The organism is Methanoculleus caldifontis (assembly GCF_032842345.1).
Taxonomy (GTDB): Archaea; Halobacteriota; Methanomicrobia; order Methanomicrobiales; family Methanoculleaceae; genus Methanoculleus; species Methanoculleus caldifontis.
On the sequence record NZ_WBKO01000003.1, the window covers coordinates 31,732 to 45,138 of the forward strand.

Here is a 13,407-nt window from a genome sequence, read left to right on the forward strand (position 1 = left end):
TCGAAGCCTGAGGGCTTCTCATGCTCACTTCGTTCACGCTTCGAAGCCTGAGGGCTTCTCATGCTCGCTTTGCTCGCACTTCGCACCTGACGGTGCTCATGCTCCTGCCCTGCAGGCAGTCGCACTTCGCGTTCTTCGCGGCTTCGCGTGAGTGAAAGTACGGGATACTGACGGGGTCTCACGCGAAGGCGCGAAGCCGCGAAGCCGCGAAGGAAACTCCGGAGTGCGACCGAAGGTCTTTGAGGCGCGAACGGAGTGAGCGTGAGCCCCGTCAGGTGCGCAGTCCGATAAGAACCCGTGCGTGGGCTTGTAGTAACACAGCTAGATGAGCGAATCAGAATATCGCGGCCGGCCGCCCGAAAAAAAGAGTTGATATGGGAGGCCCCGTCTCACAGGGCCTGGACAAGCGAGTTCCGGGTCACGAGGCCGGCAATTTTGCCGTTCTGCATGATCGGGACGGAGCTGATGCTCTTCTTGAGCATCAGGTCGATGACGTCGGAGACGTCCGTGCTCGCATCCATCGAGATCAGGGGCGAGGTCATGATGTCCCGCACCAGGAGGTTCCGGATCCGGTAGTCCTGGTGGGTCCCCTCCACGAGGTCCTTGATGGCGTGGAGCGCCTTTGCGACGTCGGTCTCCGTGACGATACCGAGAACGGTGTCGCCGTCCTCGACGATGAACCGGTTGATCTCGTTGTCGAGCATCCTCCGGCGGAGGTGGACGGCCCGCTCCTCGACCTGGATGGTGTGCACCGGCTCCATGACGTCCAGGGTGCCGCCGGCCGGCCGGAGCACCTTCAGGAGGTCCCCTGCAGTCACCTGCCCGATCAGGCGGTGGTCGGCGTCCAGCACCACAACGAGTTTGTAGCGCTGGAGCAGCGGCACCAGGACGTCGATGCCCTGGTCCGGGTATGCGGAGGTGAAGTTCTCCTCGACCGTGTTCGCGACATGGATGGATGTGGCTTTCAGCGCCTGGGTCTTCCTGCTCCCGAGCGTCTCGGCGATAGCCGCCCTCGACGTGGTGCCGATGACCGCGCCGTTATTGGTCACGATCAGCGGGTCGACACCCTCGCCGAGCATCTTATCGAGCGCTTCGCTGATAAAGGCGGATTTTGCGATGGTGACGGGTTTTGCCATCACGTCCTTGACAAGTAACTGAAATTTCTCGCTCATTTTGCCACTTCCTTGATGATATCATCTCTCTTGAGCATGCCCCGCATATCGTCGCCCTCCGTGACGACGAGGCTGTTGATGCCGTTCTCAAGCATCAGCCCGACCGCATCCTGGAGGGACGCGTCGGGACGGATGGTGACGACCGGGCGGCTCATGATGTCCTCTGCGACTGCCGATACCTCTACGACGTACCTGAAGCGTTTCTGGCCTGCCGGCTCCTCCTTCCGGAGGTGCGTCACATCCCTGCGGGGCAGGTTCGTCCGCTCGTCCTGGTACTCGTAGAATGCAAGGTTACTCTCAGTGATAATGCCCGCAAGGCTACCATTGTCGTTAACAACAATAAGTTTATCGTTTTTTCCCTTAATCGTGTCAATGACGTGGTCTAACGAGTGATAGCGGTTCACCGTGGCCGCATCTTCCATGGTCTCGTCGACCCGGGCGGAGAGCCCTCCCACGTGGGCCGACCGCATGACGTCCCTCTTCGTCACGATGCCGACCACCTTCCCCTCTTCGACGACCGGCAGCCCCGAGATGTCGCGGTCGAGCATCGTCGCCGCAATGGTCCGGACGCTGGTCTCCGGCGCGACGGTGATCACCCCCTGTGCCATCAGGATACTGACCGGGATCCGGTCGATCGGGCGCCGCCGCCACATCGGCTCCGTCTGCCTGAGTCGGTAGGCGATATCCTTCTTGGTGAGGATACCCTTCAGTTCGTCTCCTTCCATCACCGGCAGCCTCGATACGCGGTGCTTCAGCATCAGCCGCCGCGCGTAGGCGACGTTGTCGCCCGGTGCAACGACGTACACCGGTGCGGACATCACATCTATGGCACGCATGCTCTTCTCACTCCTCGGAAAATGCTTTCACAAGGTCGTACTCCGTCACGAGCCCGACGAGGTGGGCGTCTTCGATGACGGGCAGCGCCCCGACGCGCCGCCGGATCATATCGACGGCAATCTCGTGGATGTTCCGGTCCGGCGTGGTGGTGTGGAGTTCTCCTGAGAGGAGCGACCGCACCGGCGTTCCCATCACCTCGGCGGAGTCGCCGGTCGTCAGCCGCTCAAAGACCTTGCCCTTCCCGAGGTAGGTCATGATATCGGTGGCGGTGACGATCCCGCAGAGGACGTCGTCAGCAACGACCGGGAGTCGCCGGAACCGGCACTTCACCATCTCCTTGCAGACGCTCTCGATCGAGGCGTTGGGGTTCGTGACCCGGACCGAGGCCCTCATGACATCTTCGACCTTGCGGGTCGAGTTCTCGGTGGTGAGTACCCTGAGCACGTCACGCTCGGTCACGATGCCTTTTAAGTCCTCCTCCCCGTTGACGATGGGGATCCCGCCGATATTCCGGTTGATGATGACGTCGACGGCGTCGGCGATGCTCCCGGTGACGGGCATGGTGACCAGCTGCGGGGTCATGATCTCGCGCAGCCCCTCGTTGATGGCCGCAAGGAAGTTCCCCCCGTGCTTCACCTGTACCAGGTTGAACTTGTCGCCGCCGCCCATGAAGTTGATGATATCGCCGACGGTCACGATCCCCCGAAGGCGGTGGGTCCCGGCGTCGACGACCGGCAGCCTGCGGAACCCTTCGCGAGTCATGATCTCGACCGCCTGGATGATCGGGGTGGTCTGTTGCGCCGTCACGACGGAGCGCGTCGCGATCGCCATGATCTCGCCCTCGTTCCCGGCTATCCGTGTCTTGAAGTTGACAGGCCCGCGATCGCGTCTGCCCGGCATCTTCAGGAGCCTGTCGGCCGGGTTTCTCTCAGCGTTATTGTTGTTCGGTTGCATCATATCACTCCTCTGGAAGTATTCCTCTGGAAGTTATGGCACCCGGAGAAAAATTCAACGGGTGAAGCTGCTCAGAACATCGTGACGGTCGATGACGCCGACGAGATGCCTCCGCTCGTCGATGACGGGGAGGAGGCTGATGTCGTGTTCGACCATCAGCCTGCTCGCCGTCGCGATCGGGTCATCCGGCGTCACCGAGATGACGGGCGTCGTCATCACCCGCTCCACGGTGGTATCTGCCTGATTCTTCACCGTGCTGCGGATGCCCCCGGCGCGCAGGAGGTCCCGGCGGGAGAGGAGTCCGATGACCTCCTTCTTCTGCACCACCGGGAACGCGACAAAACCGCTCGTGACGATCAGGCTGTAGATCTTGAGGACGGGGTCCTCCGGCGTGCAGGTGACGGGGTCCTGCGACATGACATCCCCGACCCTGCCGGTGATCGCGTGGCGGGAGATCAGGACGGGAAAGAGCTCCGAGAAGAGAACCCCGCCGAGGAGCGCCCCGTCTTCATCGACGATCGCAGCGCTGTTCGTGCGGGCGTCCAGTATGGCGAGGCCGACCTCGTGGAGGGAGGTCTCCGGGGCGACCGTCGCGGCCTCCCGGACGAACCCCCCGATGGTGACGTTCGACTTGGTGTCCACCACCCGGAGAACATCGGAGATATCGAGATAGCCTTTCAGGCGGTTCCGCTCATCCACGACGAAGAGCTCGCGAAAGACGTCGTCCCGCAGGACGCTCCGTGCTTTCGTGGCATACTCGTCGTAACGCAGGGTGGGAATGACCCTCATGAGGTTTGTGGCCACTTTCATAGCAACTGCTCCTCCTCCCGACAGACGGGGCAGAGCATAAGGTTGTCGACCCTTGACAGGTTGTCCGACATATCCCCGCACCGGTCGCAGACGCCCATCGCGTACTCCTCCTCGCGGTTGATCTCGATGAGATCCGCGAGCAGTTCGTTCACCTCGGTTGCGACGGTGAGGATATCGCGGACCGTGACGATCCCGATGACCATCTGGTTCTCGACGACAGGGAGCCTGCGGACACGGTGCTTCACCATCATCGCCGCAGCATCTCCGACGAGCCTGTCGGATCCGATCGTGATAAGCGGGGTGCTCATGATCTCGCTGACCTGAATGCTGCTCGGCTTTATGTCTTTTGCCACCACTTTGCAGTTGATATCCTCCTCCGTAACGATCCCGGTGGGCAGGTTGTTTTGCAGTACAATACAACTCCCGACCTCGTCGCGGCACATGATCTGTGCCGCCCCGGCGACGGTCTCGCCCACATCGACGGTGGTTGGATGGCTCTGCATGACCTCCCTGACTGGTACGCGTGTCTCGAAGTGGATCGCATCGCTATTATTCATCATGGGATTCTCCTAATCTGGTCGCTATAAGGTCCGATTCTCCAGGTGCAAGTGTATCTAGGTTTCAACACTATAAAAGAATTCTCACGCTCGGGAATTCCCATTTTCTCCGATTTCCGGAGCATGCGCCGGATGGAACATATAATTATATTTATTCCCGGGTTCCATACTCACCTGGGTGTAGGTGAATCGGCCTATCCGAGGGAGCTTAATGACGTTCTTAGTTCGTACGAAACAGAAGATCTCGCGGCTCTTGAGTGCTTTCTTTAAGAAGCGGACCTGCCGCATCGGGATATACGGGCCTCCCAATGCAGGCAAGACGACGCTCGCGAATAGAATTGTCCGTGACTGGGCCGGCGATGCGGTCGGGCCGGTCAGTGAGGTGCCCCACGAGACCCGCCGCGTGCGGCGCAAGGAGGACATCACCATCAAGGCCCAGAACGGCAACTCGGTCACCATGGATATCGTCGATACGCCGGGCGTGACGACCAAGATCGACTACAACGAGTTCGTCGAGTACGGTATCGAGAAGGACGAGGCGATCAAGCGGGCACGCGAGGCGACCGAGGGGGTGGCCGAGGCGATGCACTGGCTCCGCGAGGATATCGACGGCGTCATCTACATGCTTGATTCGACGCAGGATCCGTTCCAGCAGGTGAACATCATGCTGGTGGGGATCATCGAGAGCCGGAAACTCCCGGTCCTGATCGTCGCAAACAAGAACGATCTGCCCGACGCGTCTCCTGCGCGGATCAAGAGCGCGTTTCCCCAGCATCCCGTGATCGCGATATCCGGTCTCGAAGGGACCAACGTGGACGAGTTGTACGAGAAGATGACATCGTATTTCGGGTGAATGGAGATGATACAGGGTGTACAAATTGACCTGATCTCGGCAGAACGCCTCGATCGGCTGACGGCGATGGAGAAGGTCCGCCTGATCCTCGACGATGTGATGGAAGGGAACATCGTTGTCCTGGAGAAGGGCCTTGCGCCTGACGAGCAGAGCAAGCTCATCGAGATCACGATGCGTGAGATCGCGCCGGACGGGTTCTCCGGGATCGAGATGGAGACCTACCCGGTCAAAGAGGCGTCAACCGGGTTTTTCGGGAAACTTCTCGGCGGGAAGCGCTCCGAGACCCGCCTGACCGTGATCGGGCCCGCAAACCAGCTCAAGACGCTCAAGAAGGAGAAAGATCTCATCAGTGCGTGGGTCTCTTCCTCGCGGTGAACGGGTAGCGGGGGTGATACACGATGCCTCATAAGTGTACCCAGTGCGGCAGAGAGTTTGAGGACGGCTCGACGAAGATACTGAAAGGGTGTCCGAGTTGCGGCGGCAAGAAGTTCCTCTACATCCGTGAGGCCGAGCGGCACGACGACGTGCTCAAGGAGAAGACCATCGACGAGATCGCCCGCGAGACGGGGGAGGACGTGCTTGAGGTCCGCGAGGGCCGGCGGCGGGAGGAGATCGAGGTCTTTGAGCGGATAGAGAGCATCCGGATCCTGGGTCCGGGTTCGTACGAACTGAATCTCGATAAGATGGCCCGGTCGGACGAGGTCGTCGTCGGGCTGGAGAAGGAGGGGAGATACGTGGTGGATATCCTCTCCATGGCCCGGAAGAAGAAGTGATCCGTGTCTGCCGGACTGAGCGGGGAGTCCGGCGGATCTCCTGCAAATTCTGTCATCCGACCGAAAATTTAAATATCCTCAGGCCCTTTTTTCAGGTACAAAACGTAACCCGACACTCCATGAAGCATGTCGGGGCGACGGTTTCCTGCATGAGAGCATGAACCTTTCATGAGCCTTTACGTGGATCGGGTCTCTCGATCTCGCTCTCGTGCACCCTGGCCCCGAGATGCTGGTCTGCCTGTATCCCTTAGCAGAGAGTGTCGATCTGGAGGTATATCATGAGAACAACGTATCTATCATCGCTCGACAAGGTTCCCGGCATCAGCCCGGAGGAGCGTGCCGACCTCGCGCCGGTAACGGACCTCTTTGCGTTCCGATCCAATGACTACTACCTCTCGCTGATCGACTGGGAGGATACGAAGGATCCCATCCGCCGGCTGATCATACCCTCCCGCGAGGAGCTCGAGGTCTGGGGGGATGCCGACCCGTCGTCGGAGCACCGCTACACCCGGGCGCCGGGGCTGCAGCACAAGTACCGCGAGACGGCGCTCCTGCTCGTGAGCGACATCTGCGGCGGCCTCTGCCGCTACTGTTTCCGCAAGCGCCTCTTCATCGACGATGCGCGGGAGGTGAATAAGGACGTCTCCGGGGGGCTTCTCCACATCCGGGACCACCCGGAGATCACGAACGTCCTCCTGACGGGAGGCGATCCCCTCTGCCTCGATACCGGCAGGCTTGCGGATATCGTCCGCCGGCTCAGGGAGATCGAGCATGTCGGGATCATCCGGATCGGGACGAAGATGCCCGCATACGACCCCTACCGGATCATCGACGATCCGGCGCTTCTTGAGATGATCCGGGAGTTCAGCGCGGGCGAGAAGAAGATCTACATCATGGCGCAGTTCAACCACCCGCGGGAGTTGACCGACGTGGCCTGCCAGGCGATCCGTCTCCTGCAGGAGGCCGGAGCGGTCGTGATGAACCAGACGCCGCTGATCCGGGGGATCAACGACGACCCGGAGGTGCTTGCGGCGCTCTTCGATAAACTCTCGTTCATCGGGGCGAACCCCTACTACGTCTTCCAGTGCCGCCCGACGACCGGCAACCGGACGTTTGCGGTGCCGGTGGAGGAGTCCTACCGGATCTTCGAGCAGGCCCGGTCGAAGTGTTCGGGGCTTGCGAAGCGGGCACGGTTCGTGATCTCCCATGCGACAGGCAAGATCGAGGTCGTGGGGCGGACCGGCGAGCTGACGTTCTTCAAGTACAACCAGGCGGCGAGCCCGGAGGACCTCGGCCGGTTCATGGTCTACAAGAGCAACCCGGAGGCCTACTGGTTCGATGACTACACGGATCTGGTGGACGAGGGACGGGTCTGGGGGCCGGACGAGCCGGTGCGTGATGTTCCGGAACTCTCGGTCTCGCCGGATACGGGGTGCACGCTGGGGTGAGGGGGGTTCCCGGGAGTTTCCATCCAGGGATCAGGTCCCTATCCTTTGTCGGCGGGGGCGCTCTCCGGGGATTGTGCCGGGCGGCTCCCCGGAGCGGCCTATCATCGTCTCACGCGAAGACGCGAAGTACGCGAAGTGTGTACGGATGTTGACCGGATGTGCCGGCTTATGAAAAGGGGTCTGAGCCTATGCTCCGGCAAGCGGGGGGATCCGGAGCCCGCACCGGAGCCGCAGGATCAACCATTCGTCGATGACGCCGGCAAGGTTTCTCCTGCACTCCTCAAGTGTCTTCCCTGTTGCCCAGACCCCGGGAAGGTCTGGGACTTCCCCGTAGCATGGGTTCGGTGTCCTCGATGAGTTCGTAACGGGCGTGTTCAAGTGCCGCGTTGATGTATTCAGGGATCATTCTATCTATAGGATTGGTTCCATCTATTGGGTTTTCGTTCACCGGTTTGGGGTGGGGGTTACTTACCCCCCGATGCAGTTGCCATAGTCCCGTGCCGGAGCGAGGGTTATGGGCCTGTGATCGGTCATACAACCCTGCCGCCCCGGTTGCCATCCATTAGAACGGGTAGTCATTGGGGTTGCTGATATACTCCTCGATGTTCCTGAAGGTTACGTCCGTTCCGCCGCTGGTGACAAAGAATCCATCGCGGGCGATCACGACCCCTTCGAAGAATTCACCGTTGAAGGTCACCTTCCCGTTGGGGGCGAAGAAGACACCGGTTACGCCGCTCCCTCCCATTCCGGTTATGGTGATGTCGCCGGTGCGTGCGATGATGACGACGTTGGTTGCGGTAGGTCTCCAGGATGTGGAGGTGTAACTGTCGGCGAACACCTTCATATTGCTTGTCAGGGCTCCCCCCGAGACGTAGCCTCTTGCTGCATACCAGTCGGCGGACTTCACGGCAGGTAGATCCTTGTCGGGCATCTTGAACCCCGGTACTGTTGCTCGGTGGATGCATTTTGCAAGAATCCCGGCATTGTAGTAGTCGGGAGTTGTGATCCCGCCGGTGTAGTAAATGCGTGCATCATCAGCGATCCATGGGGTCCAGCCCAACGTGAGATCCCCATCGACGTAGACGTTCCCGTGGATCCGCGCGTCCTTCAGGCGGAAGTTGCCGTTGACATAGACGTCGCCATAGATCTCCCTTGCTCCCGACCATAACTCTAAATTGCCGTTGACATAGATGGAGCCGGGTTCTTCCGTCGACCCGAGGCCGGCGCTTCCATGGTTGAGAGCAACATCCCCATCGAAATAGATGTCCGAGACGGCGATGGAGGCGCCGAGATTGGTATCCGCCGTGTCCAGACCTCCGGTGATGATGACCGTTGCTCCCGGACCGTAGACGCTGTCCCCACTGAACCGAAGGACGTTACCGTAGACGAAGACGTTCTCGTCGATGACGAAGTCGATGAAGGACTCAGGTTTTGTGGTCGGCACCGGGACCCGGCCCCGCCACCCCTCGGAGACGTGGACAAGATAGTCCCCGCCGCTACGGTCAGAGTAGACCATCAGGACCTCCGCTTTTGGGGGCGCCCCCGTTGCTCCGGGAGAAGACGCTGGCGGAGTGTAGACGAGGATATCCCCGATGCCCCAGGCCGTCCAGCCCGCGCCGTCGCCATTTGTAGAGAGCGCCCGGATGTCGTGCACCGCGGCCCCGTCGTCGATGTAGATTCGGAGCTGGTCCCGCGGTATCGAGTCTCCCCCGAGGTGACGGATGGCGACGCTCCCGTCATTGCCGTAGGTCACGTTGAAGGTGATCGACGGGAGGACCGGGGCCGCCTGCTGGGAGAGGAGGGCGACCGTGAAGACGCCGATGCCAAGCGCGATGACCGCTATGAGGAGGATGGGCCCGAGGGACTCGGCGATCCCCCGGTCGTTCTCGGTGGGCTGTGTTTTCGGCGATTGGATCATCCTGTCGCCCTCGTTCCTATTAACTCTAAGGTGTCCTCATCAATCTCGGCGTCCCCGACAAAGTAGCACGGGTCATTCTTCGAGATGTCCAGGATTAACAGGGTGGGATCTGCCGGTCTGATGTTGGTGAGGGTGATAGGGTGATCCGACTTGCCGTTAATAATTTGGAAGTTGTTGACGTAGAACTCTGTCTGGACTTCTTTCTTGGAGGGGGTTGTCATGACGATTGAGGAGTCAAAGTTGCTGTACTCGTAGATCCGTCCTCCGACTATGGTTCTATCCCCCAGAGAGAAGCCGTTCTTGGTGATTGTCACGTCGGTTGCGGAGATGTGCCATCCGCCGTGCCCGATGGCAAAGAACCGCATTGCGCAGTTTGGGCCACTGTTGAGCCCGATCTTCAGTTTATCGTTTTTGGCAAAGGTAACCTGGCCCGTGTCGAGGTCGAGATACGTATTGCTGTCGCTAAGGATAAATTCAAAGGAACCGCTGTACGTCCAGGTCGTCGCACCGCCACTGCTTTTTCCATCCTGGCTGAGGTAGATCGAGTTGTTCGCCAGCATTCCGACAAAGTGGTTGACCACCCAGGCATCCCGCTCCTCGGTTGTGTCAAAGGAGATGTTCAGCTCGCTCTCTATCCATCCCCCTCCTCCCGGTCCGGCCGGCACGTCCGGTCCGGCCGTCCCGGCCGTCCCGGAGAAGGTCGCGGACTTCAGCAGGACCGCACCTCCTCCGCCGTCGTAGACGACCTGCACCCGTCCGGGAGCGGAGGTTACGCCGTACTGCAGCACCTCGCCGATCGACCAGGGCCAGGCGCCGCCGGAAAGGCTGGGGGGATCTTCGAGGCGCATCCCGTCGGCCAGGATGTAGAACGAGCCTTCCGCAAGGGAGTCTCCGCCGTTGTGGGTCAGGCGGACGGCGGTATCGGTCTCTGAAACAAGGATATCTACCTGCGGCGTCCCCTCCGGCGCCGGCTGGGAGTAGATCGTGACGGCGACGATCCCGACGCCCACCACGACGACCGCGAGGAGGAGGACGATGCTGACGACCTCGGAGACCGCATGGTGGTTATGCCGGATACCGCGGCCGGATTCGTGCTGCATTGCCTTGCCGTTCACTCTTGACTCACCTGCTCTCTCCAACCTTCTCCTCTCCTAAGCCATGATCGACTGCTGGAGCCCGACGCTGAGTCCGACGCGGGTGACGTCGAGATCGACGTATTGGATCCGGGTGGGCTCCGCTCCTGTCTCCGGGCGACAGGTCATGCTCACCTGATTCCCCGTCTGGACGATCCTGACCGGGAGTGCGTCATCCCCGGCGCCCCATACCACGCCCTCACGTTCCGTGGCGTCGATGAAAGCCTGCCGCCACGCCGTTGCGGTCGCCTCGTCGTGCGCATTCACCGTCACCGTGATATCTCCCCCGGCTTCGGCAGTGGCGGAGACCTTCGTCACACCCTCCCGGAGCCGGGTGTCCACCCGGGCAACCCCCTGTCCCCAGGTCTCCTGGCCGCCGAAGATCTGGACGGCGGCGATCTTTACCCGCAACCGATACTCCAGGTCCGTCGAAGTGCTGCTGTTGACACTGTATACCGACACCAGGGGAGAGAGCCGGACGGCTGTTCCCGAATCCTGTTCGAGGAAGAGGCCCCCCATCTGGTAGACGTAGCGCTGCCGTATCCAGTAGTTGTTCGAGGACTCGTAGGCGATCTCACCCATCGTGTATGGTGCGATCACGTTCCCCCCGTTCCTGGTGATCGTGAGGGTATCCTGGTGCTCGTTCACCGAGACCTTCCCTCCCGATGCGATGGGGGCGAGCACCGGGAAGAGAACGCCCCCGCCCTGCGTGTAACCCCCGCCTGTCCCGAGGTCGAACGCGGTGCTGAGCGTCACGCCCTCAGCGGATCGCGTGGTATTCAGAGAATTGATCCAGAGCGAATCCAGAGCAATCTTATAGTCCACGAACCGGCCCTTCACCGCGTTCATGTGCGCGATCTCGTCCTCCCTCCCCGCCGCCGGCACGCCGTAGAGCTGGTACAGCGAGAGGGCCACGACGATAACCCCCAGTATCAGCACGAATCCGACAACTTCCGAGAGGCCGTCGTCACGCGCGCGGGATGGCATAGTCAAAGTAATTCTCTGTCAGAGGGCTATATCTATCTATTGCTCCCCGTCGCCGCCGTGCTGCCGGGAAAACTCAAAACCGGTGGATATCCCTCGCGTTCCGGCCCATGCTGAGCCCCTTTGCCCTTCCTCCCCCCACCATCAAACCTTTTCACCTTGGCCCGCCCATAATTACTCCAGTATGCAACAGGAGTCGGGAGTATCCCCGGATGGAATAGCCCTCTCGCCGGGGTGCGTCCTCTGCCACCAGGGTGCAAAGATGGTCCTCTTCGTGACCGGCCGGTGCCACCGCACCTGCTGGTACTGCCCGCTCTCCCGCGAGCGAAAGAATCTCGACGTGGTCTACGCAAACGACCGGAAGATCTCCTCGCCGGCAGACGCCATCGCCGAGGCCGAGAAGATGAGCGCCCTCGGCACCGGGGTCACCGGCGGCGAACCCCTCCTCGAGCTCGACCGGGTGGTGGAGTACTGCAGGGCGCTCAAGGAGCGCTTCGGCCCGGACCACCAGATCCACCTCTACACGGCCCTCGCCCCGAACGAGGCCATGCTCCGGCGCCTGCAGGGGCTCGTCGACGAGATCCGGCTCCATCCACCCCACGAGGTCTGGCCGCGCATCCTCGAGACCGATTACGCCCGCTCCGCCGTCCTCGCCCGCGAGATGGGCTTTGTCATCGGGATCGAGGTCCCGGCGCTCCCCGGCATCGGGGCCCTCGCCGCCGCCCTGCCGCTCCTCGACTTCCTCAACATCAACGAGCTCGAGTGGGGCGAGACCTGCGCCGCCGCCATGCGCGAGCGTGGACTCGAACTCGAGGACGGGATGCACAACGCGGTCCTCGGCGCCCGCCGGTGGGCGGAAGAACTCCCCCGCGACCCGAAAGTCCACTTCTGCTCGTCGGTCTTCAAGGACTCGGTCCAGTTACGGGAACGATTAAAGCGGATCGCCGCCAACACTGCGCGACCGTTCGAAGAGGTGACGGATGACGGGACTGTCGTATACGGCGTGCTCGAGCCTGCAGGCGCCGTCGACGAGTTCCTGGAGATGCTCGATGAGGACGATTACGCAGTCTGCGACGGAAGGATCGAGATGGCGTGGTGGATGCTTGCCGGGGACGGCGCCGCGCTGCCGGGCAGGAAGTACGTCGTCGAGCGCTACCCGGGCGGCGGCATGGTGGTCGAGGTGACGCCGCTCTGACGCTCAGAACCGGGATAGACGCCCTCTACGAGCGCTACCTGCGGTGGCAGGTGAAGCACATCCCCCGGCACGTCGCCGTGATCCAGGACGGGAACCGCCGGTTCGCCCGCAACCAGGGTATCGAGACGGCGACCGGCCACCGGCTCGGTGCCGATACCACGGAGCAGGTCCTCGACTGGGCGTGCGACCTCGGCGTCCGGCACATCACGCTCTACACCTTCTCCACCGAGAACTTCCGGCGGGACCAGGGCGAGCTCGCCTCGCTCTTCGCGCTCTTCCGCGAGAAGTTCACCGCCATCATCAAGGACGAGCGGGTGCACCGGAACCGTATCCGGGTCCAGATGATCGGCGACCGCTCCCTCCTCCCCGACGACCTCCTCGCGACGATCGACGCGGCGGAGGAGGCGACGGGGGCGTATGACGACTATTTCATCAACGTCGCGCTCGCCTATGGCGGCCGGAACGAGATCGTCCACGCCGCCCGGTCGATCCTCGGCGAGGTCCGGCAGGGCGCCCTCGACCCCGCGGCCATCACCCCCGACACCGTCGAGAGCCACCTCCACCGGGGAGCCCCCATCCCCCCCGTCGACCTGATCATCCGGACCGGCAACGACTCCCGGACCTCGAACTTCCTCCCCTGGCTCGCGAACGGCCACGAGTCGGCCGTCTACTTCTGCGCCCCCTACTGGCCGGCGTTCAGGAAGATCGACCTTCTCCGGGCGATGCGGGTCTACGACCAGCGCATGCGCTTGAAAGAGCGTCTGGCCCGGTAG

Annotated in this window: 15 protein-coding genes; 6 read left to right on the forward strand and 9 right to left on the reverse strand. The window is 61.7% G+C overall.

What is annotated here, in order from left to right; all coding sequences use genetic code 11:
- Window positions 1-389 precede the first annotated feature (389 nt).
- The 5 genes from F8E02_RS11880 to F8E02_RS11900 are packed head-to-tail and all read right to left on the reverse strand — an operon-like array spanning window position 390 to window position 4,333.
- Window positions 390-1,172 carry a CBS domain-containing protein gene (locus tag F8E02_RS11880; protein ID WP_317065808.1) on the reverse strand — a complete coding sequence of 261 codons (783 nt, stop codon included), beginning with the start codon at window positions 1,170-1,172 and terminating at the stop codon, window positions 390-392.
- Entirely contained in the window at window positions 1,169-2,008 is an 840-nt protein-coding gene (locus F8E02_RS11885; protein WP_317065809.1) for a CBS domain-containing protein, read from the reverse strand. Before F8E02_RS11885 ends, F8E02_RS11880 begins: the two co-directional genes overlap by 4 nt.
- A 7-nt stretch (window positions 2,009-2,015) precedes the next feature.
- Window positions 2,016-2,963, reverse strand: a complete 948-nt coding sequence (locus F8E02_RS11890) for a CBS domain-containing protein (protein ID WP_317066042.1) — start codon at window positions 2,961-2,963, stop codon at window positions 2,016-2,018.
- 54 nt (window positions 2,964-3,017) lie between these two features.
- Window positions 3,018-3,773, reverse strand: coding sequence for a CBS domain-containing protein (locus tag F8E02_RS11895; RefSeq protein ID WP_317065810.1), 756 nt, complete (start codon window positions 3,771-3,773; stop codon window positions 3,018-3,020).
- Window positions 3,770-4,333 carry a CBS domain-containing protein gene (locus tag F8E02_RS11900; RefSeq protein ID WP_317065811.1) on the reverse strand — a complete coding sequence of 188 codons (564 nt, stop codon included), beginning with the start codon at window positions 4,331-4,333 and terminating at the stop codon, window positions 3,770-3,772. The genes F8E02_RS11895 and F8E02_RS11900 overlap by 4 nt, the downstream gene beginning before the upstream one ends.
- A 208-nt stretch (window positions 4,334-4,541) precedes the next feature.
- Between F8E02_RS11900 and F8E02_RS11905 the strand changes: the two genes are divergently transcribed.
- From F8E02_RS11905 to F8E02_RS11920, 4 genes are all read left to right on the forward strand, one after another.
- Window positions 4,542-5,183, forward strand: a complete 642-nt coding sequence (locus F8E02_RS11905) for an Era-like GTP-binding protein (RefSeq protein WP_317065812.1) — start codon at window positions 4,542-4,544, stop codon at window positions 5,181-5,183.
- Between the two features lie 6 nt (window positions 5,184-5,189).
- The gene (locus tag F8E02_RS11910) at window positions 5,190-5,558 is read left to right on the forward strand and encodes a DUF2073 domain-containing protein (RefSeq protein ID WP_317065813.1); all 369 of its coding nucleotides are present in this window, start codon (window positions 5,190-5,192) and stop codon (window positions 5,556-5,558) included.
- A gap of 23 nt (window positions 5,559-5,581) precedes the next feature.
- On the forward strand, window positions 5,582-5,956 hold the full coding sequence (locus F8E02_RS11915) for a Zn-ribbon domain-containing protein (protein WP_317065815.1): 375 nt from the start codon (window positions 5,582-5,584) through the stop codon (window positions 5,954-5,956).
- Window positions 5,957-6,234: 278 nt separating this feature from the next.
- Entirely contained in the window at window positions 6,235-7,404 is a 1,170-nt protein-coding gene (locus F8E02_RS11920) for a KamA family radical SAM protein (RefSeq protein WP_317065816.1), read from the forward strand.
- A gap of 186 nt (window positions 7,405-7,590) precedes the next feature.
- On the opposite strand, the gene F8E02_RS11925 is transcribed toward F8E02_RS11920, so the two are convergent.
- The 4 genes from F8E02_RS11925 to F8E02_RS11940 form a co-directional block, all read right to left on the reverse strand.
- Entirely contained in the window at window positions 7,591-7,782 is a 192-nt protein-coding gene (locus F8E02_RS11925; RefSeq protein WP_317065817.1) for a type II toxin-antitoxin system HicB family antitoxin, read from the reverse strand.
- Between the two features lie 184 nt (window positions 7,783-7,966).
- Window positions 7,967-9,322, reverse strand: a complete 1,356-nt coding sequence (locus F8E02_RS11930) for a type IV pilin N-terminal domain-containing protein (protein WP_317065818.1) — start codon at window positions 9,320-9,322, stop codon at window positions 7,967-7,969.
- Window positions 9,319-10,437, reverse strand: coding sequence for a type IV pilin (locus F8E02_RS11935; RefSeq protein WP_317065819.1), 1,119 nt, complete (start codon window positions 10,435-10,437; stop codon window positions 9,319-9,321). Before F8E02_RS11935 ends, F8E02_RS11930 begins: the two co-directional genes overlap by 4 nt.
- A gap of 36 nt (window positions 10,438-10,473) precedes the next feature.
- Entirely contained in the window at window positions 10,474-11,442 is a 969-nt protein-coding gene (locus F8E02_RS11940; RefSeq protein WP_317065820.1) for a hypothetical protein, read from the reverse strand.
- Between the two features lie 181 nt (window positions 11,443-11,623).
- Here F8E02_RS11940 and F8E02_RS11945 point away from each other — a divergent pair, with 181 nt between their 5' ends.
- Together F8E02_RS11945 and uppS are read left to right on the forward strand one after the other, a co-directional pair.
- A complete protein-coding gene (locus F8E02_RS11945; protein WP_317065821.1) occupies window positions 11,624-12,634 on the forward strand; it encodes a radical SAM protein in 1,011 nt (336 codons plus the stop codon).
- Window positions 12,631-13,407 (forward strand): polyprenyl diphosphate synthase, encoded by a 777-nt coding sequence (gene uppS / locus F8E02_RS11950; RefSeq protein ID WP_317066043.1) that lies wholly within the window; start codon window positions 12,631-12,633, stop codon window positions 13,405-13,407. Before F8E02_RS11945 ends, uppS begins: the two co-directional genes overlap by 4 nt.